Origin of the sequence: Streptomyces sp. NPDC096046, from assembly GCF_040303285.1 — a bacterium.
Taxonomy (GTDB): Bacteria; Actinomycetota; Actinomycetes; order Streptomycetales; family Streptomycetaceae; genus Streptomyces.
Map to the genome: position 1 here is coordinate 105,406 of NZ_JBEOSZ010000005.1, position 22,114 is coordinate 127,519.

At 71.3% G+C, this 22,114-nt stretch carries 15 protein-coding genes; 11 read left to right on the forward strand and 4 right to left on the reverse strand.

Annotation, left to right across the window (positions count from 1 at the left end):
* The first annotated feature begins 182 nt into the window (after positions 1-182).
* From ABTX62_RS06560 to hpnR, 4 genes are all read left to right on the forward strand, one after another.
* Positions 183-1,982, forward strand: a complete 1,800-nt coding sequence (locus ABTX62_RS06560; protein WP_352115135.1) for a thiamine pyrophosphate-requiring protein — start codon at positions 183-185, stop codon at positions 1,980-1,982.
* 20 nt (positions 1,983-2,002) lie between these two features.
* Entirely contained in the window at positions 2,003-3,133 is a 1,131-nt protein-coding gene (locus ABTX62_RS06565) for an enolase C-terminal domain-like protein (RefSeq protein WP_352115136.1), read from the forward strand.
* Positions 3,134-3,161: 28 nt separating this feature from the next.
* Positions 3,162-6,314: an FAD-binding and (Fe-S)-binding domain-containing protein gene (locus ABTX62_RS06570; protein ID WP_352115137.1), complete on the forward strand. Its 3,153-nt coding sequence runs from the start codon at positions 3,162-3,164 to the stop codon at positions 6,312-6,314.
* A gap of 830 nt (positions 6,315-7,144) precedes the next feature.
* Positions 7,145-8,638: a hopanoid C-3 methylase HpnR gene (gene hpnR, locus ABTX62_RS06575; RefSeq protein ID WP_352115138.1), complete on the forward strand. Its 1,494-nt coding sequence runs from the start codon at positions 7,145-7,147 to the stop codon at positions 8,636-8,638.
* 94 nt (positions 8,639-8,732) lie between these two features.
* Here the strand turns inward: hpnR and ABTX62_RS06580 are convergent, their stop codons facing one another.
* Positions 8,733-9,566 (reverse strand): SDR family NAD(P)-dependent oxidoreductase, encoded by an 834-nt coding sequence (locus ABTX62_RS06580; protein WP_502997911.1) that lies wholly within the window; start codon positions 9,564-9,566, stop codon positions 8,733-8,735.
* 336 nt (positions 9,567-9,902) lie between these two features.
* On the opposite strand from ABTX62_RS06580, the gene ABTX62_RS06585 reads away from it, so the two are divergent.
* Positions 9,903-10,346 (forward strand): SPW repeat domain-containing protein, encoded by a 444-nt coding sequence (locus ABTX62_RS06585; RefSeq protein ID WP_352115139.1) that lies wholly within the window; start codon positions 9,903-9,905, stop codon positions 10,344-10,346.
* Positions 10,347-10,453: 107 nt separating this feature from the next.
* Positions 10,454-11,029 (forward strand): PepSY domain-containing protein, encoded by a 576-nt coding sequence (locus tag ABTX62_RS06590; protein ID WP_352115140.1) that lies wholly within the window; start codon positions 10,454-10,456, stop codon positions 11,027-11,029.
* An 88-nt stretch (positions 11,030-11,117) separates the two neighbouring features.
* On the opposite strand, the gene ABTX62_RS06595 is transcribed toward ABTX62_RS06590, so the two are convergent.
* Together ABTX62_RS06595 and ABTX62_RS06600 are read right to left on the reverse strand one after the other, a co-directional pair.
* Positions 11,118-11,684, reverse strand: a complete 567-nt coding sequence (locus tag ABTX62_RS06595; protein ID WP_352115141.1) for a DUF2238 domain-containing protein — start codon at positions 11,682-11,684, stop codon at positions 11,118-11,120.
* Between the two features lie 152 nt (positions 11,685-11,836).
* A complete protein-coding gene (locus ABTX62_RS06600; RefSeq protein ID WP_352115142.1) occupies positions 11,837-12,919 on the reverse strand; it encodes an AI-2E family transporter in 1,083 nt (360 codons plus the stop codon).
* A 264-nt stretch (positions 12,920-13,183) separates the two neighbouring features.
* Between ABTX62_RS06600 and ABTX62_RS06605 the strand changes: the two genes are divergently transcribed.
* A complete protein-coding gene (locus tag ABTX62_RS06605) occupies positions 13,184-14,659 on the forward strand; it encodes a phosphatase PAP2 family protein (protein WP_352115143.1) in 1,476 nt (491 codons plus the stop codon).
* Positions 14,660-14,754: 95 nt separating this feature from the next.
* On the opposite strand, the gene ABTX62_RS06610 is transcribed toward ABTX62_RS06605, so the two are convergent.
* The gene (locus ABTX62_RS06610; RefSeq protein ID WP_352115144.1) at positions 14,755-15,450 is read right to left on the reverse strand and encodes an ANTAR domain-containing protein; all 696 of its coding nucleotides are present in this window, start codon (positions 15,448-15,450) and stop codon (positions 14,755-14,757) included.
* A 284-nt stretch (positions 15,451-15,734) separates the two neighbouring features.
* Between ABTX62_RS06610 and ABTX62_RS06615 the strand changes: the two genes are divergently transcribed.
* From ABTX62_RS06615 to ABTX62_RS06630, 4 genes are all read left to right on the forward strand, one after another.
* Positions 15,735-16,535, forward strand: a complete 801-nt coding sequence (locus ABTX62_RS06615) for an endonuclease/exonuclease/phosphatase family protein (RefSeq protein WP_352115240.1) — start codon at positions 15,735-15,737, stop codon at positions 16,533-16,535.
* A gap of 201 nt (positions 16,536-16,736) precedes the next feature.
* Positions 16,737-18,452, forward strand: coding sequence for a SpoIIE family protein phosphatase (locus ABTX62_RS06620; protein ID WP_352115145.1), 1,716 nt, complete (start codon positions 16,737-16,739; stop codon positions 18,450-18,452).
* Between the two features lie 349 nt (positions 18,453-18,801).
* Positions 18,802-19,959 (forward strand): Rieske 2Fe-2S domain-containing protein, encoded by a 1,158-nt coding sequence (locus tag ABTX62_RS06625; RefSeq protein WP_352115146.1) that lies wholly within the window; start codon positions 18,802-18,804, stop codon positions 19,957-19,959.
* 421 nt (positions 19,960-20,380) lie between these two features.
* Positions 20,381-21,895 (forward strand): MFS transporter, encoded by a 1,515-nt coding sequence (locus ABTX62_RS06630; RefSeq protein WP_352115147.1) that lies wholly within the window; start codon positions 20,381-20,383, stop codon positions 21,893-21,895.
* Positions 21,896-22,114: the final 219 nt, after the last annotated feature.

The following is a 22,114-nucleotide window of genomic DNA, read 5'->3' on the forward strand; positions in this document are numbered from 1 at the left end:
GAAACAGGCCGTGCGCGGGGGGCGCGAGATACCGGCCGCCAGGGGAGTGAGGGGGGAGGGGGGAGAGGGGTGAGGGCACCGTTCCGGTCCGTGCGAGTGGTGGACCGGTGCCCACCGTTTACGCGTCCGGGGCACGGGTCACCCACTGGTGACGGCACAGAGGTGCCCGGAGGGAGTACGTCATGAACCAAGTCGCCGACTTCGTGCTGCGCCGCCTGACCGAGTGGGGTGTGCGGCGGGTCTACGGCTATCCGGGCGACGGGATCAACGGTCTGCTGGGTGCTTTCGACCGGGCCAAGGGTGAGCCGGAGTTCATTCAGGCGCGGCATGAGGAGATGGCCGCGTTCATGGCGTGCGCGCATGCGAAGTTCACCGGTGAGGTGGGCTGCTGCGTCGCCACGTCGGGGCCGGGGGCCGTTCACCTCCTCAATGGTCTGTACGACGCCAAGCTGGACCATCAGCCCGTCGTCGCCGTGGTGGGCCAGCAGAAGAGGCTCTCCCTCGGCACGCACTACCAGCAGGAGATCGCCCTTCAGCAATTGTTCGCTGATGTGTCCGAGTTCTGCCAGATGGTGGTGCACCCGGGGCAGGCCCGGCACGTCATCGACCGGGCCTTCAAGACCGCGCTCACCACGCGCGGGGTCGCCACGATCATCCTCCCGAACGACATCCAGGAGGAGGACGCCCAGCCCTCGCCGCCGAAGAAGCACGGCTCGGTGTTCTCCAGCGTCGGCTGGAGCCGCCCGCGCCTGTTGCCCGACGAGGGGGAGCTGCGCAGGGCGGCGGGCATTCTGAACGCCGGCAGCAAGATCGCCATGATCATCGGCCAAGGGGCGGCGCACGCGGAGAGCGAGGTCGTGGAGGTGGCCGAACTGCTCGGCGCGGGTGTGGCCAAGGCCCTGCTCGGCCGTGAGGTGCTGCCCGACGACCTGCCCTTCGTCACCGGCCCCATCGGACTGCTCGGCAGCAAGGCCAGCGACGACATGATCCGCGGCTGCGACACCCTCTTCATGATCGGCAGCAGCTTCCCGTACTCCGAGTGGCTCCCGGACGAAGGGCAGGCACGAGGTGTGGAGATCGACATCGACGGGCGCATGATCGGCATCCGCTACCCGATGGACGCTCACCTCGTCGGGGACTCCAAGGAGACGCTCAAAGCCTTGCTGCCGCTGCTGCACCGCAAGGAGGACCGCGGCTGGCGGGAGAAGATCGAGAAGGACGTCATTGAGTGGAACGCCCTCTGCCGGAAACGGGCCGGCCAGCATTTCGGAGGGACCATCAACCCCGAGGCCGTGGCCGCGGAGCTCTCGCCCCGCTTGCCGGACGGTGTCATCCTGACCGCCGACTCGGGCTCCGGCACGAACTGGTGGGCTCGGCACCTGAAGCTGCGCAAAGGCATGCAGGCCTCACTCTCGGGAACACTGGCCACGATGGGGCCGGGCACCCCCTACGCGATCGCCGCCCGGTTCGCCCACCCGGACCGGCCGGTCATCGCCTTCGTCGGGGACGGCGCGTTCCAGATGAGCGGAATGGCCGAAATGATCACCGTCAAGCGGTACCTGGACCGGCTGTCCGGCCCGGCGCCGTTCGTCTTCTGCGTGTTCAACAACCAGGACCTCAACCAGGTCACCTGGGAACAGCGCGCCATGGCCGGTGATCCGAAGTTCCGGGGCTCGCAGGAGATCCCGGACATCCCGTATGCCAAGTACGCCGAACTCATCGGCCTGAAGGGCATCTACTGCGACAAGCCGAAGAAGATCGGCAAGGCCTGGGACGAGGCGCTGTCCAGCGACCGGCCGGTGGTGCTGGAGTTCAAGGTCGACGCCGAGATCGCGCCCATCCCGCCGCACATCAAGAAGACACAGGGCAAGAAGGCCGCCAAGGCGGCCGTGCGGGACCCGGAGGGAGTGGGCATCGCCGTCAAGGGGGCGCGTCAGAAGATCACCGAGCTGGCCGAGCATCTGCCGGGCAGGCGGCCGTGACCCGCCGTACCCCTGCCGGCGTGGCGGACCTGGACGGATGCCGGATCGACGCGGTCGACGTGCACGCCTTCGAGGTGCCCACCGACGGCCCCGACGGCAGGGAACAGGACGGCACGCTCGAGTGGGACTCCACGACCATGGTCCTGGTTCGGGTGCACGCGGGCGGGAGAAGCGGACTGGGCTACACCTACGGAGATGTGTCGGTCGCCTCCTTCGTGGTGTCCAAACTGGCCCCGCTGCTGGACGGGCAGGAGGTCACCGCGCCGCCCGCGCTGTGGCACCGCATGGGCGTGCAGATCCGCAACGCGGGCCGCCCGGGTGTCGGAGCCATGGCCGTCTCCGCCGTCGACGTAGCCCTGTGGGACCTCAAGGCGAGGCTGCTCGACCTGCCGCTGGTACGCCTTCTGCCCGCCCACCACGACCGGGTACCGGTGTACGGCAGCGGAGGCTTCACGAACTACCCGATCGACCGGCTCACCGACCAACTCGCCGGATGGGTCGGCCAGGGCATCCCCCGGGTGAAGCTCAAGACCTCCCGCGAGCCCGAACGGGACCCGCACCGTTTGACGGCCCTGCGCAAGGCGGTCGGTGACGAAACGGAGATCTTCACGGACGCCAACGGAGCCCTCTCGCGCAAGGAAGCCCTGTACTGGGCGCGCAGGTTCCATGACGAGTGGGACGTGCGGTGGCTGGAGGAGCCCGTCAGCTCGGCCGACCTGGAAGGACTGCGGATGCTCCGTGACCGCGGCCCGGAGCGCTTGGAGATCGCGGCGGGCGAATACGCCTTCACCGCGCGTGACTTCGTCAATCTCGTGGAACCCCCCGCCGTGGACTGCCTCCAGGCGGACGTCACCCGGTGCGGCGGCATCACGGGGCTGCTGGAGGTGGCGGGCCTGTCGGCGACGCGCCACCTCGACCTGTCCGCCCACTGCGCCCCCGCGCTCTCCGCCCACGCGTTCTGCGCCGTACGCCGGCTGCGGCACCTCGAGTACTTCCACGACCACGTGCGCGTGGAGCGACTGCTGTTCGACGGCACCCTGTCCCCCGAAGAGGGAACCCTGCGGCCCGACCCCGGGCGACCGGGCCTCGGCCTGGAGATCAAGTGGGCGGACGCCGAGCCCCACCGTGTCTACGCGGCGCAACCAGTCTGACCAGGCGTACGAAGGAGATCTGAACCCGATGGCGAAGGCAACACGCCGCACGACGCGCGACATCCCGGCGAGGACGCATCCGGAGATCGCGGGACCGCCGCGGGCCCGCCACACCGTCGAGGTGGGCAAACTGGAACAGGCCCTGCGCAAGGCGATCGAGGGCGAGGTCCGCTTCGACGCCGGCTCGCTCGCGCTCTACGCCCAGGACGCCTCCAACTTCCGCCAGGTCCCGATCGCGGTCGTCGTGCCCCGCACCCTCGACGACGTGGTGGCGGCGCACAAGATCTGCCACCGTTTCGGCGCGCCCGTCCTCAGTCGCGGCGGCGGTACGAGCCTGTCCGGCGAGACGGTGAACGAAGCCGTCGTCATCGACCACTCGAAGTACCTCACCGGCATCGGCGAGACGGACGTCGCCCGCCGCCTGGTCACCTGCGAGCCGGGCGTCATCAACGAGGACCTCAACCGCCACACCGGCCGCCACAACCTGATCTTCGGCCCCGACCCCTCCTCCCACTCCCGTTGCGTGATCGGCGGCAACATCGGCAACAACTCCTGCGGCATCCATTCGGTGCAGTCGCAGCTGTACGGCCCCGGCCCGCGCACCAGCGACAACGTGCACGCCCTGGAGGTCGTCACCTACGACGGCGAACGCTTCTGGGTCGGCGTGGACGAGGAGAAGCACCTGGACGAGATCATCGCCGAGGGAGGCCGCAAGGGCGAGATCTACGCCGCACTGCGCGACCTGCGCGACACGTACGCCGACGCCATCCGGGCCGGTTTCCACTCCGAACAGCAGGTGCCACGCCGGGTGTCCGGCTACAACCTCGACGAACTCCTGCCCGAACGCGGGTTCAACGTCGCCCGCGCGCTGGTCGGCACCGAGAGCACCTGCGCGACCGTGCTGCGCTCGACGCTCATGCTCACGCCCGGCCTGCTCCAGCGCACCACCGTCGTGGTCGAGTACGACGACCTCGCCGACGCCGCCGAACACTGCGCCGAACTCATCGAACGGTGGAAGCCGATCGGCCTCGAAGCGCTCGACGACCTGCTGATCCGGGACCAGCAGCTGGAGAACATGAACGCGGAGGACATCGAGGAACTGCCGCGCCCGGGGGGCGGAGCGTGGCTGGTGGTGCAGTTCGGCGCGGACACCGCCGAGGAGTCCGTCAGCCGGGCGGAGGGCTTCACACGGTGGCTCACCGACGACAAGGGCTACGCACGCGACCGTATCCGCATCGCCAGGAGCAAGCAGGAGGGCGGCACCAGCGAACACCTGTGGGCGATCCGCGAGAGCGGCCTCGGATCGACCGCGTTCCCGCCCGGCGGCAAGGACCACTGGCCCGGCTGGGAGGACTCCGCGGTGCCGCCCGACCGCATCGGCACCTACGTCCGCGAGTTGCGCAAGGTCATGGACCGCCACGGCATCACCGGCGCCATGTACGGCCACTTCGGCCAGGGCTGCATCCACTGCAGGCTCAGCTTCGACCTGCGCACGGCCGACGGCCTGGCCACCTACCGGGCGTTCATGGAGGAGGCCGCCGACCTGTGCGTGAACATGGGCGGCTCGGTCTCCGGCGAGCACGGCGACGGTCAGCAGCGCGGCGAACTGCTGGAGAAGCAGTACGGTCCGGAACTCGTCCAGGCCATGCGTGAGTTCAAGCGGATCTGGGACCCGCAGGGCAAGATGAGCCCCGGCAAGGTGGTCGACGCCTACCGGATGGACGAGAACCTCAAGCTCGGCACCGACTACAACCCGCCCCGGCAGCCGGTGAAGTTCGCCTACCAAGAAGACGGCGGCGACTTCGCCCACGCCACGCTGCGCTGCGTCGGCATCGGCAAGTGCCGCGTGCCGCAGGCCGAGACGACGATGTGCCCCAGCTACCAGGTGACCCGCGAGGAGAAGCACAGCACCCGCGGCCGGGCCCGGCTCTTGTACGAGATGCTCAAGGGCGACGTCATCACCGACGGCTGGCAGTCCAACGAGGTGAAGGACGCCCTCGACCTCTGCCTGGCCTGCAAGGGCTGCACCAACGACTGCCCCGTCAACGTGGACATGCCGACCTACAAGGCGGAGTTCCTGCACCACCACTACAAGTCGGCCCGCCGGTGGCGCCCCCGCCACGCCTACGCGTTCGGATTCATCGACCAGGCGGCCAGGATCGCCTCCCGCGTGCCGGAGGTGGCCAACCTCGTCACGCACACGCCGGGGCTCGCCCGCCTCGCGAAGCTGGCCGCGGGCATCGACCGCCGCCGCCCGCTGCCGCGCTTCGCGCCGATGACACTCCAGGAGTGGTTCGCCCGGCGGGGCGGCACCGCCAACCCCTCCGGTCGTCCGATGGTCCTCTTCCCGGACACCTTCAACAACTACTTCCACACCGGCGTCGGCGTGGCCTGCGTGGAGGCGATCGAGGCGGCGGGCTGGCGGGTCGTCATGCCCGAGGACCACATCTGCTGCGGACGGCCGCTGTACGACTACGGCTTCCTGGACGCCGCCGAGCGCTACCTGCACCGCGTGCTGGACACGCTGCGCCCGCACCTGAGGGCCGGCACCCCGATCGTCGGCATGGAGCCCAGCTGTCTGGCCGTCTTCAAGGACGAGCTGCCCAAACTGCTGCCCCACGACGACGACGCCCGGCGGCTGACCCACAACGCCTACCACTTCCCGGAGTTCTTCCAGACCTTCGGCATCGAGCCACCGAAGCTCGACGGCAAGGCACTGCTGTGGGGCCACTGCCATCAGCGTGCGACCGGTGGGATGAACCCCGAGCAGAACCTGCTGGAGAAGATGGGCCTCCAGGTGCAGAACCTCCAGGGCGGGTGCTGCGGACTCGCCGGATCGTGGGGCTTCGAGGACGGCAAGTACGACATTTCCATGGACTGCGGTGAACAGGCCCTGCTGCCGGCCGTCCGGGACACGGACGACGACTGTCTGGTCGTCGCCGACGGCTTCTCCTGCAAGACGCAGATCAAGGACGCCGGCACCGGGCGGCAGGCCCTGCACGTCGCCGAGGTGATGAAACTGGCCCGCGCCGAGGGTGCGGAAGCCGGGGCCCGCCCGCGTGAGCGGGACGCACTGCGGGCGCCGACCCCGCCCCTGAAGGAGAGGACCCTGCGTGTCCTCGCGGTCGTCGGACTGGGGGCTGCCATCGGCGCGGCCGGAGTGGCCGTGGCGCGCCGCTGACACGGCCCCGGCGCCTTTCGCCGACCGACGCCGCCCGCACGATTCCTGCGCATTGCCGGGCCATCCCTCCGCCACGCGGGACGGCGGTGGCCCGTCAGGAGGAGGGGCCTCCCGACCGCCGAACGAACCGCCGCAGGGCGCCGAGAGCCTGGGCGGCGAAGCCGTGTGCCACGCAGACGCCGACCAACGACAAGCAGACCAGTGCCGCCCCCCACGATCCGGCGGCGGCAGCGCGTGCGTACGACGCCACCCATGGACCGGCATGTCCCAGGTCCACCACAGGCTCCTCAGGGAAGGCACTGCCGGCCGCCATGCCGATCAGCCGGCTCACCACACCCAGGAGCGTCAAGGCGAGGGCAGCGGTCGCAAGCCGCCCCGGAACCGACCGCCGTCGCAGTACCCCACCCGAGGCCATTTCCCCTCTTCCTTCCGGAACCGGGGCGACTATACAGACCGCCGCGCCGCGTCCGACGCCGGGACGCCCGCACGCCCCGCGGGCGGGGTCACCCTTCCGTATGCACTGAGCGGGACGTGGCCGGTGGGCTGCTGCGATGGTGGAGGTACTGGTGCCCTCCTGTCGTACCGGGGGTCGGTGCCGGCCCGGAGTGGCATGGGACCGCCCACGCCGACCGGGACGTATGAAGGAGCGACATGACCGAGTCCGACGAACACAAGTCCTTGGCCCTCGGCGCCGGCACCTGTGCCGACGGGCCTCGGCGTCCGTCGGCCGGGGACGCGGCACCGTTCGTTCCGGCCTCCTGTCCGGCACCCGTCGGCCCGATGGCAGCGTTTCCGCCCTCGTCTCCCTCCAGCCGGACCCCGAGGTGACCATGCGCCTGCTCCTCGTCCACCCCAGCGCCCTGATGTACTCGGAGATCTTCCTGCGCCTGGAGCCGCTCGGCCTGGAGAGGGTGGCCGGCGCGGCCCGCGACGCGGGTCACGAGGTGAGAATCGTGGACCTCCAGGTGACCGGCGAGAAGGAACTGGCCCGCACGTTCTCCTCCTTCCGGCCGGACGCTCTCGGCGTGTCCCTGAACTACCTCGCCAACATTCCGGAGGCGATCGCCATCGCCCATGCGGCCAAGCGCGCCGACCCGGGGTGCTTCGTCTTCTTCGGCGGTCACAGCGTGTCCTTCGTGGCCGAGGACGTCCTCGCGCAGAGCGAAGGAGCCGTGGACGCGGTGGTACGCGGCGAGGGGGAACCGGCCGTGCCCCTGTTGCTGGCGGCCGTCCGGGACGGCGGTCTGGACACCGTGCCGGGAATCGTCACGCCGGCGGGCCGTGGACCCGAACCCCGGATGCTGCACGGCATCGACAGTCCCGTGCCCGCACGGGACTTGATGCGCCATCGGCGCAAGTACTTCATCGGGGAACTCGACCCGTGCGCATCCATCGAGTTCACCCGGGGATGCCCCTGGGACTGCTCGTTCTGCTCCGCCTGGACCTTCTACGGCCGCAGCTACCGCAAGGCCTCGCCGGAGGCGGCCGGGGCGGAGATGGCGAGCATCCAGGAGCCCAACGTCTTCATCGTCGACGACGTCGCCTTCATCCGGCCCGAGCACGGGCACGCCATCGCCGCGGAACTGGAGCGCCGCAGAATCCGCAAGCGGTACTACCTGGAGACGCGCAGCGACGTCCTGCTGCGCAACGAAGAGGTCTTCCAGCGGTGGACCCGCCTGGGTCTGAAGTACATGTTCCTCGGCATGGAAGCCATCGACGCCGAGGGACTGGACCTCTACCGCAAGCGGGTCACCCCCGACGACAACTTCCGTGCCCTGGAGGTGGCGCGCCGACTCGGCATCAACGTCGCGATCAACCTCATCGTGGACCCGGCGTGGGACGAGGAACGCTTCCGTCTCGTCCGGGAGTTCGCCCTCGCCGTCCCGGAGATCGTGCACCTCACTGTGATGACGCCCTACCCCGGCACCGAAATCTGGCACACCGAGTCGCGCAAACTCACCACCCGCGACTACCGGCTGTTCGACATTCAGCACGCCGTGGTGCCCACCACCCTGCCCCTGGACGTCTTCTACCGCGAACTGGTGCGGACCCAGGCGGTCATCAACCGCAAGCACCTGGGACTGCGGACCGCGCTGGGCGCCCTACGCGTACTGGGCGGCAACCTCGCCCGCGGACAGACCAACTTCGCCCGGATGCTGTGGAAGTTCAACCGCGTCTACAACCCCGCACGTCAACTGGCCGACCACCGCCGCCCCGTGCGTTACGAACTTCCGCTGCCCCAGCACCTGGAGATCGGCAACCGTCGGGAACTGTATGTCCACAGCCGTCCCGCGCCCCGCCGCGAGGCCGAGCAGACGGAGTAAGGCGCCGGTCGGCCATTCCGCGCGGTCCGGACGACTCACCGGCGGCGAAACGGGTGTCTCCCCGGGCTGTCCAGAACTCGCACGAAGCGGCCGATCAGCCGAAGACGGAGGCGAGACGTCTGAACACGGCCGGTGCGGCACCGTGCACGCGCGCCGGCAGACGAAGCCAGCCGGGAACGTAGATCTCGTCCTTGCCTCGGCGGATCGCGGTCCATACGGCGTCCGCCACCCGTTCGGGGGGCACCGGCCTGGGCCGGGACCGCGGGTAGGCGGCTCCGCGCCGCTCGAAGAAGGGTGTGTCGACCACGCCCGGCACCACATGGCTGAGTCCCACGCCGGTGCCGCGCAACTCGTACCGCAAGGCGTCGGCGAAGGTGCTCACCGCCGCCTTGGCCGCCGAATACACGGCCTCGCCCCGCACCCCCACCACCCCTGCGACGGATCCGATGAGCACGATCCGCCCATGGCCCTGCTCCACCATGTGGGGCACCATCTGCTGCACCAGACGCAGCGTGGCGAGGAGATCCGTTTCGATGACCTCCGTGAGCGCGGACGGGGGCATGTTCACGAAGTCGCCGGCCCAGCCGACTCCGGCACCGGCCACCAGCAGGTCGACGCTGCCCGACTGATCGAGGGCGAACCGGGTCAGCCGCCGGTCGGTGCCGGGCACGGTGAGATCTGCCGGGAACTGCGAGGCCCTGGTCCGGACGGCCACGTCCCTCAGGCGTGCTGTGTCCCGTCCGTTGAGGACGAGCCTCCAGCCCTCGGCGGACAGGCGATGCGCCACGGCCGCGCCGATGCCGGAGGAGGCCCCGGTCACGACTGCCGTGGGTGGCCGTCCGCTTCTGCCGGAGAGCTTCCGTGAGGGGCCCGGCCCCGGCCCTCGCATCGGCGTGTTCGCGGCGTCGACGCGGGGCACGTGAGACATGTCTGCACCTCTGCAAGGTGGGGGCCGGGAGCCGTTGTACGGGCATACCCGGTCCTTCGGGGTGGAGAAGGCGAGCCCGTAGTATCCCGTGACTCATATCGCGAAACGCGGCAATGTCCGGTTCATCGGAGTGGGGCGTGGGCGTACGTCGTTCGTGGATACACCACCTTCGCCGCCGCGCCCGCCTTGCCGTTTGTCGCCGCGCGCACCGGCTACCCGCGGAGGCGACCTTGCTCGGCGGTCATGACATGGGCGGCGTGGAGAAGCCGCTGCGGTCGCCTCCGGCCGCGGCACTCACCGTCCCGTCCGGCAACTCGTGGCAGAAGGGGATGGACGATGCGGGACCATTCCGACGGATCCTCCGTGCACGCTCGGCGTGTCTCCCGGGCGGAGAGCGCCGGCACCCTGAGGGCCTTCCTCATCAGCGTCGTGCTCCTGCTGGTGGCGGTGTGGCTTTTCCTGGCCGGCTGGGTGCTCGACTACCCGCCCGGGGACCCGACGAGCGACGCCCGTCTGAACGAGATCCTCGTCTGCGTGCTCGTCTTCCTGACGGCGGCAACCCGTCTGGTCCGAACCCCAGGCATCCCCTCCGACCTGCTCCTCACCGCTGCCGGCGCATGGCTGGTCGGGGCACCGTTCGCGCTGGGCTACGGGGACACTTCGATGACCGAGGTCGCGCGCTTCAACGACGTCGCCTCAGGGGGCCTGATCGTTCTGCTGGCCCTCGTCTCCCTGGCCGCGCTGCCCGTCGCCCGCTCCCGCACGTCCCCGGCTGCCTGACCGCCATCACACCGCGGGATGGGTCGGCGCTGCCCGCGTCCGCGGTACGTGACGGCGTGATTCGTTCCGCCGAGGATGGATAGTCGGCACGCATGAGAGTGATGAGTGTGACTCCTCGCCTCCGTGGTGGGCGCCGGTGGCAGCGGCTCGCCGTGGCCGTGTGCGTGCCGTTGACCGCTTTGTCGCTTCTCGTGGGCTGTGGTCGTGACGATCCGCTGAACGAACCCGTCGAGCGGTTCGCGATGGTGGAGGTTTCCTCCGAGCGCGCCATCCGGCTGTCCGTGGCGGAGGTGCCCGGCGGTGAGCTGACCGCCTTGGAACTCAAGGAACCCGAGTCGGACTCACCCGTGTGGGAGAGCCGGGTCATGGGCAAGGACGAACAACTGCGCACCGTGCGGCTGGGCGCCACCCGGGGTGAGGTGCTGGGGACGAGTTCCCCGCCCGCCCTCACGGACGCAGAGCGGCAGGCGTTGTCCCAGCGCTTGGACAGAGCGCGGATCCTTCCGGGCGAAGCGGCTCGGGAGGCGGCCGACCGCGGTGAGAACGTCACCGCCATCCGCCTGGCAGAGCGCGACGGCGTGCCGGTCTGGAGGGTGAGCGTCCTCGGAGTGGCCGACGACGAGGCGACGGTCCACGTCGTCGACGCCACGACGGGAAAGGTCGTCGAACGCCTTCCGGCCTGACGGTTTCGGACCGGCCAGACGACCGGGCACACTCGCACAGTCTTCGGACCGCGCCGGCTACCCGGTCCCCGTGGCTGCCGGTGCGGACCTACGGTGCCGAGGAGCGTCGGGTCGCGCACCACGTCAACACGATTCCCGCGACGACGGATCCGCCAAGGCCCACCGCCAGGTCGACCAGGGTGTCGGTGTATCCGACCGGGATGTGAGCGTGGAAGACCTGGGTGGCCAGCCCCTCGTACAACTCCCACAGGACGGCGACGGTGGCACCCACAGCGGCCGTGACCAGAGGACCGGCGGCGCGACGCAGTGTCCGGTCTGCCGGGGCCGGCACCAGCCGCCAGCGCGACAGCAGCAGGTGGAGAGCGACGGCCACAACGCCGGGCGTCACCGAGTGCACGAGCGTGTCGTACCAGTCGGCCACCCGGTACCAGTGGCCTACCGTCGACCAGGTCGCCCAGGTCAGCACGGCACACACCAGCAGGTCGACGAGGGCCGGGAGCCGGGTGAACCGCGGCACCAGGAGGGCCAGGAAGAGAAGGGTCAGCATCACCGCCCCGTCACGGGAGACGAGGGCCAGGACGACGGCGCCGCAGAGCACCGACAGACGGACCACGTCGGCGGTGAGGCGCAGGGGGCGAGGCTCGACGTCCGGCATCTGCGACGGGTGCCCTCCCGGCCGGGCGCCAGTCACGCCGCAGACGCTTCCTCGAACTCCTCGGCCCTCGCTGCCGGGGCCGTCCGGGCTTGGTCCGCGGCCCGTCCGGAACGCCCGGCCGCCGGTGTGCGAGAAGGGAGCCGGACACACCCCTAGGAGTCCGCGGCCGGCTTCCCGGAGGACCCCGTTTCAGCGGGCCCTTCGGGCTGTGAGAATCGCTCATGGAGTTCCTGCACGACGCCGAACGCCGCGGCGGTGACCGGCACCGCGAGGAGCACACCGATGATCCCGGCCACGGTCCCGCCCGCGGTGAGCGCCACCAGGATCACCGCAGGGTGAATGCGCACGGTCCGGCTCTGGACCATGGGCTGGAAGATGTTCCCTTCGAGCACCTGGACCACGAGCACCACCCCGAGCGCCCACAGCGCGATGGCGAGCCCGCGGTCGGCGAGCGCCACCAGCACGGCCGCGGTCCCGGAGACGAGTGCGCCGAGGTAGGGGACGTAGGCGCCGATGAAGACGATGGCGCCGAGCCCGAAGGCCCCCGGGACGCGCAGGACCAGCAGGCCGGCGGTGATGCAGACCGCGTCGATGAGGGCCACCACGGTGGTGCCCCGCATGAACCCCTCGACGCCCTGGAACGCCCGCCGGGCCATCGCCTCGACGATGTCGGCGCTGCTTCGCGGGACGAGCGAGCGCAGGGTGCCGACGGCGTGGTCGGAGTCGCGCAGGAAGAAGAAGACCAGCAGCAGGGCGAGCACCGTCATACCGAGTACCTGAGCGGCGGCTCCGACCCCGGCCACGATGCTGGACGCGGCTGTCCCGCCGAACTTGCCCAGCAGGTCGAGGGCGTCGTCGGCGAGATCCTCGAGGGAGGTGCCGGACGCACCGAACTGATCGGCCAGCTGCCGCACCGCCCTCCGCACCGATACGACGATCTGGCCCCAGGTGTCGACCAGCGCGGCCGTGGCCACATACACGGCGCCGCCGACCACGGCGAGGACGGCGGCGCAGGTGAGACCGGCGGCGACGGACCGATTGACCTTCGCCTTCACTACCAGCGACCGGTGCAGGGGGCGGAGCAGCGCGGTGCCGAGCAGGGCCAGTAGCGCGGGAACGAGGGCCAGCCAGAGCGCCACGAACACCTGGACCGCGACATAGGTGACCCCTGCGACCAAGAGAATCACGGTGCACCAGGCGGCAAGCCGACGAACGGGTTCTGGCAGCAGTTGCACGCGCCCCAGCGTACGCATCGGCCGCCCCGGCCCGAGCGAGCCCCGCCCGGGAAAGGCGGCGTGATCGACCGACCTGCGGGCGTCACCACCGCGGACCGACCGACCGACCGGCCGAGCCGCGCCCGCGCGTCGATCGTCACCGGACGAGGTGGCTGGTGCCCGTCGGCTCCGTCCGCCGATGTTTCCCCACCGGCTCTCAGTGGCACCTCCACGTGGTCGCCCGGGGACTCGGGTACGTCGGTCGCGAGGCGGGAGGAGCAGTGGATGCCTGACGGACGAACGATGACGCGTCCGGCCACCGGGGCGGCGCTGCTGGTGCCGGCGGCGATGGGTTTCGTGCTGCTGTTGTTCCTGGTGCGCGGCGAGTGGAGGCCTCTGCGACGGCTGGACGAGGCGGTGGCCGACGGGCTCAACGACGCCGTTGCCGACCACGGCGTGGTGGTAGAGGCGCTGCGAGTGGTCACCGACCTGGGAGGCAGCCCGGCCCTGGCCTGGGTGACCAGCGTGGGCGTCGTGTGGCTGTTGCTGCGGCGTCAGGTACGTGCCGCCCTGTACGTGGCGGTGGCGGCAGTGGGCGCCTGGATCCTGATCTCGGTGGTCAAGACGTTGGTGGGCCGACTGCGGCCGGTTGTCGACGAGCCCCTGGTCACACCCGCCGGCCTGAGCTTTCCCAGTGGGCACGCGCTCAGTTCCCTGGTGTCCTACGGTGTGCTGCTGCTGGTCTTCCTGCCCGCGATGAACCGGACGGCGCGCCGGTTCGCCGTCGCCGTGGCGGTCATGGTCGTCGTCCTGGTCGGGTTCACCCGCATGGCTCTGGGGGTGCACTACCTCAGTGACGTCGTCGCGGGCTGGCTGCTGGGTGCCGTCTGGCTGGCGGTGACCGCGGCCGCCTTTCGGCACTGGCCGCAGGACCGCCTGCTCGGGCACCCGCTGCCGAGGGTCGCTCAGGGCGGTGCGACGGAGCGCTCCCGCGTGCCGTCCGGACTGCCGGTTCTCGGCTCGGCAGCCGGACTGCGTCCGGTGCCCGAACGCCACCACCCCGTCCTGCCGCGTCCGCTCGTCGCCGCGGCCGAACTGGGAGTGGTCTGGCTGCTGACCCTCGGCACCCTCTATGGGCTGGGACTCCTGGTGAAGGACGCCGGACCGGGCTCGGGTCCGGCGAGCTGGGACCGGTCCGTGGTGCACCAGTTGGCGGGCGCGCGCACGCCGAGGCTGGACGACATCGCCACGGGCCTGCAGATCCTCGGCGGCACGCTGGGAATCACCGCCGCGGTGGCGGTGGTCGGTCCGCTCGCCGTGGCCGTCACCCGAAGCCGGCGGCCGTTGGCTCTGCTTGCCCTGGCCTTGGTGGGCCAGGTGACCTTGTTCCTCGTCACCGTGGCTCTGGTGGCACGTGACCGTCCCGATGTACCGCACCTCACCAGCGATCTGCCGCCCACCGCGAGCTTCCCCTCCGGTCACGTCACGGCGACCCTGGCCCTCACCGCCTGCACGGCGATCATCGTTTTCCGGGCCACCGGCCACACGGGGTGGCGCGTCACCTCCGTGGTCCTGGCCGCAGTGATCACGACCGCGGTCGCCGTCGAGCGGTTGTACGCGGGCGCCCACTACCCCAGTGACGTCCTGGCCTCACTGGTCCTGGCCGGGCCCTGGACCGCGGCCTGCTGGTGGATCACTCGTCCGGTACCCCAGGCCAGGGCTGAGGAACAGGCCACCACACACCCGGCGGAACACCGGTGAGCCGCCCCCCGACGGTGAGCTCCGGCGGAAGCGGCCACAGCGGTGGCGCGGGCGCGCACCGCTCGTCCGGCGCGGCGGACCCGGCGGTCGAGCCGTCACGACGGACCACCGGCGCGCTTGTCGCGGATCCGCTGTGCGACGTCGCGCAGTTTGATGTTGTGGTGCTGGGAGATGTTGCGCAGCACGCTGAAGGCGTCGTCCTCGCTCATCCCGTGGCGTTCCATGAGGATGCCCATGGCCTCGCCGATGGCGTGCCGGGTCTCCAGGGCGTGCTCCAGCTGGTCGATGGTGCGGGCGTCCGCGAGGGCGACGGCGGCGTGCGAGGCCAGCAGCCAGCCGGCGGTGGCGTTCTCCTCGGTGAAGACTCCCGGGCGGCGGGCGTACAGGTTCAGCGCGCCGAAGTCCTCGTCGTGGGTGTAGAGCAGAATCCCGGTCATGCTCCCGATGCCCAGTGCGCGGGCGGCCTCGGCGTACCGCGGCCAGTCCGGCTGGGGCCGCGTCATGTCCACGATCCGGAACACGCGGTCCTCGTCCGCGTGACGTGCGAGATCGAAGCACGGCCCCTCACCCAGTTCACCCTGCACCCGGTCGGACTCCTCGACCATGTCGCCGTAGGAGGACAGCGTGACGGCGCGGCCCTTGCGCACCGCGAGGACCCCGGCCGCGTCACAGCCGTCCACCAGTTTCACGGCCGACGCCGCGATCTCGTCCAGCGTCTCCTGCACGGAGTCCTGTTTGAGCAGGGTCCGGGCGAGCACGGCCATCTCCTCGGCGAACTTCTGCCACTCCATGTGCCACCGCCCGTGTCGATCACCAGTTCAGTCACCCTACGCACAGCCTGGCCGTTCCCGGCCGAAGGCGCCAGGAGGCCGGGAGCGCGGCGCGGGCCCCCGGCGTCCTTCCGGGGCGGCGCCATACAAGAGGACTCCGTCCCCGCATGCCCGACGACCCCCTCCCGTAACCTCGCGCCCCATCCCATAGCCTCGTGCACGGAGACACGGACATCGGGTGTGTCCGCGGTGAGGAGGCGAGGGTGCTCGGCAGGGGGACGTGCGCGCGGTGGTGCGCGGGCGCCATGGCGGCGGTTTTCGTGGTGCTCGTCGGCCCCAGCGAACCGGGCGGCGCCCTCTACGCCGGGGCGCGGCGCGCCGAGGCCGTCCGGGACGTCGTGGCGAACCGTGTCATGACGTGGAACATCTGCAACCCCTGCGAGACGAGCGACGTCGACCGGGCCGCGGAGATCGCCGCGTACGCGCCCCAGGTCATCGGCCTCCAGGAGGCGTGTGTGCGTGACGTCGAGAGGATCCGGGAGTACCTGGAGAACCTTCACGGGCTGGTCTACCGCGTCGAGTACGGGAGCGTGCTGCGGAAGTGGGGCCGCTGCGGCGGCGCGCCGTGGAATCCGGGCGCCTACGGCCAGGCCATCCTCTCGGCCGCGCCGATGACGGACCCCGTGAGCGTGGAGTATCCCGACGGCGGATCCGAGGACCGCGGGTACATGGCCGTGACCACCACCGTGGACGACCGGTCCGTGCGTGTCTTCAACACACATCTCGCCCAGCGGGAGCAACAGGAGGTCCGGGACGGTCAGACCCGTGTGCTCGCCCGGGAGTTCGCCCGGTACGACCGCGCGATCCTGCTCGGCGACCTCAACGCCGTGCCGGACGCCCCCGAACTCGCCCGGATCTGGGCACTGGCCACGAACGTGGACCCGCAGTGCCGTCCGTCGTCCACCGGGAGCTGCCGGCCGACCACCGACTGGCAGAGCAAGTTCGACTACGTGTTCCTGCGAGGCGTCGTCCCGCTCGGTCACCGGGTGCTTCCGAGTCCGCACTCGGACCACCACCTCCTGTACGCGGACCTGGACCTGACCTGAGCGGTCCGCCCCGGCTCCCCGCAGGGCCGGGGCCGCCGTCGGCCCGCCCGGCCCGGTTCCTCTCAACGCCGGGTCAGGGGCCCGCCCGCGCCGAGCGTCGCCGCACGACGTGGAATTCTTCCTCGCAGGGGCATACGGGGAAGGCAAGCAGGCAGGGCATGCCGGTGACAGGACGCCGGCCCGATCAGCAGGGAGGCCACGATGGCGGGGCCGGAGCACACGGAGACCTTTGACGGGCCGTCCGTGCCCACAGCGTCCGTCGTGCTGGCCGGGACTCTGGAAGCCATCGGCGCCGGTGCCTACGTCGTGAACGAGCAGGGCTGCGTCGTCGCCGTGAACACCCGCGCCGAGCAGCTCCTGGGCCGCTCCGCCGACGATCTGATCGGCCATGACGCGCACGACCTGCTGCACCGAGGCCCGCAGGGGCAGCCACTGCCGCGAACCCAGTGCGCCATGCGGCAGCCGTTCCACGCCGGGCGCACGGCCCAGGCCGACGAGGCCTACTTCGTCTGCGGCGACGGCACCCTGCTGCGCATCTCCTGGCTGATCACGCCCTACGACGTCGGCGGCCGGCACGCGGGCACGCTCGTCGTCTTCCACGCCCCCGACCACCAGGAGGTCGCCGACCCGCAGCCGGAACCGGCGGCCCAGCCGCTGTCCGAGCTGCACCGGCTGGCGCTGCTCGCCGAGACCACCGCGCAGCTGACCTCCACGCTGGACGTCGACGAGGCACTGCGCCGCCTGGTGGGGCTGGTCGTGCCGCGGCTCGCGGACTGGGTCGTCGTCGATCTGATCACCGAACGCGACGAGGTGTGGCGCAGCATCGTGGTCCACGCCGGAGGTGACACGTACACCTACCGCGAAGACCTCCAGGGGCCGATGCCGCCGATCCCGGAGGAATCCCCGATGCCCCTGTCCAGAGCCCTGCGCGGTGTCGCCTCCAACCTGGCCGGACCGCAGACCTACCAGGGGGCACCGGATTCCGGCATCGCGGTCGAGCAGCGCCGCCTGTTCGAAGCCACGGGGATGCACTCGGCGGCCATCGCGCCCATCCGCAGCACCCGCGCCGTCCTGGGAGCGCTGACCCTCGGACGCGACCGGAACCGGCCGGCCTTCACGCCCGTGGACCTTCCACTGATCGAGGACATCGCCCGCCGTGCCGGTCTCGCCCTGGACAACGCACGCCTCTACCAGCGTCAGCGCAAGGTGGCCGAGACCATGCAGAACCACCTGCTGCCACAGATGCCGGGCGTCGCGGGCCTGGAGCTGACCGTCCGCTACCTGCCCGCTCCCGACGCCTCACAGGTGGGCGGCGACTGGTACGACGCCTTCCCCCTGGCCGACGAGTCCACCGCACTGGCCATCGGAGACGTCGTCGGCCACGACCTGGAGGCGGCGGCCGGCATGGCGCAGGTGCGCAACATGCTCCGCGCCTACGCCTGGTCCCAGCACGAACCCCCCAGCCGGATCGTCGAACGGCTCGACCAGGCGATCCAGCACATCACCGACGTCACCATGGCCACGACGATCTTCGCCCGGGTCGAACCGGCCGAGGCCGGGCAGTGGAAGCTGTCCTGGACCAACGCCGGTCACCCCCCGCCGCTGCTGATCAGCCGGGACGGCCTGGCCCGCTACCTCACGGACGGCCACGGCATCCTCCTGGGCACCCAGACGGGCACCCGGCGCCCCGACGCGACCGCGCTGCTCCCGCCCGGTTCCACCCTGGTGCTGTACACGGACGGCCTCATCGAGGCGCCCCGCCACACCCTCGACGAGGGACTGGACCGACTGCGTCAGCACGCCGCCGCCCTCGCCCACCGCCCTCTCGCCTCGTTCACCGACCAGCTCCTGCGCCGCGTCCGGCCCGGAAACGACGACGACGTGGCCCTCCTGGCGGTGCGCGTCCCCGAGAGCTGACCGGCAGGAACCCCTCCTGCGGGACGCAGGGGGCGTCGGATGTGCGCCGCCGTGCCCGTGGTGCCCGCCCCTTCCCCACGGCACACGGGGCCGCGTCCGCCTCCTGCCGGGGGCGGGAGCGGTGAAGGCCGGTGCGGAGTGGCCCGAGGATTGGGCCACCGACCGGGACTGCGTCCTCGGAGCGTTCCGCAAGGACACCGCGGCCACGGGGTCACCCGTCCGTACGCGCTGGGCAGGGCGTGACCGGCGCGCCGCGACCAGGATGGGCGACGCCGGGGCGTCCGCCGGCAGCTCGGTGCTGCCTGATGTGACGCGCGGCAGTCGCCGCCCGTACGCGCGAGGGAGAGGCATGACCGAGACCGACGAGGCCGGGCCCTTCTCTGCCGGGGCCGAGTGGCCCTCGGAGCATCGCGACCCGGTCACCGGCAGGATCGACCTCCGGCGCGTCGGGGCGAACCCCGACTTCTGGTATCCCGTGGCGCTGTCGAGGAGCGTGCGCGGCAAGGGGACGTTCGCGGCGACGTTCGCCGGTGAGCGCATCGCGCTGTACCGCGGCGAGAGCGGCACCGTGTACGCGCTGGAGGATCGCTGCGCCCACCGTCAGGTGCCGCTGAGCATGGGCGTCGTGGAGGGCGAGGCACTGCGCTGCTGCTACCACGCCTGGGCCTATCGCGGGGACGGCCGCATCTCGCAGATCCCTTACCTCTCCAAGGGCGACGGCCGGCCGCCGCGGGGCGTGCGCGGCTACCCCGTCCGGGAGGCGTACGGCCTGGTGTTCGCGTTCCCGGGCGACCCCGACAAGGCGGCCGACACGCCGCTGCCGGACCTGCCGGCGTTCGGGTCGCCGCGCTACAAGACCATGACCTACTCCCGGACCGTGCGCTGCCACTACTCGTTCATGCACGAGAACCTGCTCGACATGAACCACCAGTTCCTCCACCGGGGCGTCGTCGGCAGACTCCACCCGGAACTGCTGAACTACCGGACCGACGAGCGGTCGGTGGAGGCCAGGTACCTCTTCAGCCATGCCGGGGGCAAGCGGAACCGCGGGGCCAGCCTGCTGGCCTCCGAGGGCATCGGCGGCAGCGACTCCCGCGACGTCATGACGATCCGCACCGCCTACCCGTACCAGACCCTCGACCTGGTCCCGGAGAACGCGGAGCGGCCCGCCTTCCGCCTCTGGGCCGCCTACGTACCCGAGGACGCCGAGCAGCGCAGGTGTCACGCCTACGGCCTGCTCATGATCGAGAAGCCTCGGGTCCCCGGCGTCCTGCAGCTCGCCTGGCCTCTCATCAGGCGTTTCACCGAGCGCGTGTTCGCCGAGGACCGGATGGCCGTCGAGGCCGAGCAGCGGGCCTGGGACGAGCAGGGCGAGGACCGCAATCGCGAGGTGTTCTCGCTGATCCTGGACGTCCGCGAGGTGCTGCGCAGCAACGGTGTCCCCATCCGCCCCCGGCCCGCCGCGTGCGGCGCCGCCGCGGTGTGCGACGGCCGGGACCGCGGTTGACGGAGGCGGCCGGTGCCGCGGGCCCCGCGCCCCGGACCCGCGGACGCGGCGAAGACCTGCCCGGCCTGTGCGGGCATCGTGCGGGAACGTTCGTACTCGGGCATCGCCCTACCGCCCTCACCTTCGGGTGTCGTGGCGCGTACCGCGTACCGCGTTCCCGGCCGGTCCCCATCGCGTAAGGCCCCGTCCGCACCTTGCGGATCTCGCACTCCATCGCACCCCTTGAGCCGGGGTGTCGCGACGCCTCCCAGAAGGCGAGTCCCGCGCGGACGGGGCATCGAGCGCGGCGTCCGGTCGATCACGCAACGTGATGTGCGGGTGCTCAGGGTGAGACGGTGGTCGCCCTCTCGGGCGCGGTGTGTGCCCGTGACCCGGCGGGGAACTTGGTTCGCCGGGTGCGTGCCTGGTGAGAGGAGCCCAAGTGACGACGTCGGCGGCGGGCGGCCGGAACCAGGGCGGGCACGAGGACGGCCACGAACCGGACCCCAACCGGTGGCGGGCCCTGTGGGTCACGCTGGTGGCCGGCTTCATGAGCCTGCTGGACGTGTCGATCGTGGCGGTCGCCCTGCCCACCGTCCAGAAGCAGCTGCACGCCTCCGCGGCCGAGGTGCAGTGGGTGGTGTCCGGCTACGCCCTCTCCTTCGGCCTCGCCCTCGTCACCGCGGGCAGGCTCGGCGATGCCCTGGACCGGCGCCGCATCTTCCTGCTCGCCCTCAGTGGCTTCGTGCTCTTCAGCGCGGCCTGCGGGGCGGCCCCCACCATCACCTTGCTGGTGGTGGCCCGGCTGGCCCAGGGCCTGGCGGCCGGCTTCATGGCCCCGCAGAACTCCGCGCTCATCCAGCAGATGTTCCGCGGCGGGGAGCGCGGCCGGGCCTTCGGCTTCTTCGGCGCCACCGTCGGCATCTCCTCCGCCGTCGGCCCCCTCGCCGGCGGCCTGATCCTCGCCCTGGCCGACGGACCCCAGGGCTGGCGGTGGATCTTCTACGTCAACGTCCCCATCGGCATCCTCGCGGTGCTGCTCGGCCGCCGCCTGCTGCCCCGCACCCGGCGCTCCGGCCGCGAACACGTCGACCTGCCCGGTGTCCTGCTCCTCGGTCTCGGCGTCCTCGCGCTCATGTACCCGCTGGTCCAGGCGGAGACCGGCGGCCTCACCCGGCTGTGGTGGCTGTTCCCGGCCGGCGCCGGGCTGCTGTTCGTCTTCACCCGTCGGCAGCTCCGCCTGCTGGACCGCGGGACCCAGCCGCTGCTCGACCCGCGCCTGTTCACCACCGTGCGCGGCTACGCCGTCGGGGCAGGCGTCGGCACGCTGTACTTCATCGGCTTCAGCGGCGTCTGGCTGGTCTTCGCCCTCTTCTACCAGCACGGCCTGGGCTTCTCCCCCCTCATGTCGGGTCTCGCGGTCACTCCCTTCGCCCTCGGCTCGGCCCTGGCCGCCGCGGTCTCCGGGCGCCTCGTGGACCGGCTGGGCCGCCTGCTCACCGTGGGCGGGCTCACCGGCGTCATCCTCGGGCTGGGCGGCACCGCGCTGCTGCTGCGCTTCGCGCCCCTCGACGTCGCCCCCTGGATCGCCGCCCCGGTCCTGTTCCTCGGCGGGGTCGGCGGCGGGTGCGTGATCTCGCCCAACATCACCATGACGCTGCGCGACGTGCCCGTGCACATGGCCGGAGCGGCGGGCGGGGCACTGCAGACCGGGCAGCGCCTGGGCGCCGCGGTGGGCACCGCCACGCTGCCCGGCCTCTTCTACCTGGTGCTCGGCAGCAGGAGCGGCGACTACCGCGGTGCCCTCTTCCTCGCGATGGTCGCCGGGCTCGTCGGGATGGCCGCGTCCCTGGCCCTCGCGGCCTACGACTGGCGGCGCGACCGGCGGATGAGGAAGCCGCACCGCCGGTGCCCGGACGATGTCGCCCACACTCCCGTGCACGCCCGGCAGACCTGAGCGGTGGCCGCCCGCCACGCCGCGTGCGGGCAGGGCCGTCGCCGCAACGGATGCGTGAGGTCTCGGGTCGGGTCCGGAAGCGTCCGGCGATGCCGGCCGCGGCGTCCGAGCGTTTTCCGGCCGGGGGGTGTGCGGGAAGCGCCCTGGGGCGCTGCGGGCGGATTCGGGGTCGGACCGTCGCGCGCGCCCGTGAGGCGAGGTGGAGGCGCTCCCTGCCGG

Bases quoted from the DNA above. Each gene is read 5' to 3' on its own strand.
- ABTX62_RS06560 (WP_352115135.1), top strand. From the start codon at position 183: ATGAACCAAGTCGCCGACTTCGTGCTGCGCCGCCTGACCGAGTGGGGT.
- hpnR (WP_352115138.1), top strand. From the start codon at position 7,145: ATGCGCCTGCTCCTCGTCCACCCCAGCGCCCTGATGTACTCGGAGATC.
- ABTX62_RS06615 (WP_352115240.1), top strand. From the start codon at position 15,735: ATGGCGGCGGTTTTCGTGGTGCTCGTCGGCCCCAGCGAACCGGGCGGC.
- ABTX62_RS06620 (WP_352115145.1), top strand. From the start codon at position 16,737: ATGGCGGGGCCGGAGCACACGGAGACCTTTGACGGGCCGTCCGTGCCC.
- ABTX62_RS06625 (WP_352115146.1), top strand. From the start codon at position 18,802: ATGACCGAGACCGACGAGGCCGGGCCCTTCTCTGCCGGGGCCGAGTGG.
- ABTX62_RS06610 (WP_352115144.1), bottom strand. From the start codon at position 15,450: ATGGAGTGGCAGAAGTTCGCCGAGGAGATGGCCGTGCTCGCCCGGACC.
- ABTX62_RS06585 (WP_352115139.1), top strand. From the start codon at position 9,903: ATGCGGGACCATTCCGACGGATCCTCCGTGCACGCTCGGCGTGTCTCC.
- ABTX62_RS06605 (WP_352115143.1), top strand. From the start codon at position 13,184: ATGCCTGACGGACGAACGATGACGCGTCCGGCCACCGGGGCGGCGCTG.
- ABTX62_RS06595 (WP_352115141.1), bottom strand. From the start codon at position 11,684: ATGCCGGACGTCGAGCCTCGCCCCCTGCGCCTCACCGCCGACGTGGTC.
- ABTX62_RS06570 (WP_352115137.1), top strand. From the start codon at position 3,162: ATGGCGAAGGCAACACGCCGCACGACGCGCGACATCCCGGCGAGGACG.
- ABTX62_RS06580 (WP_502997911.1), bottom strand. From the start codon at position 9,566: ATGTCTCACGTGCCCCGCGTCGACGCCGCGAACACGCCGATGCGAGGG.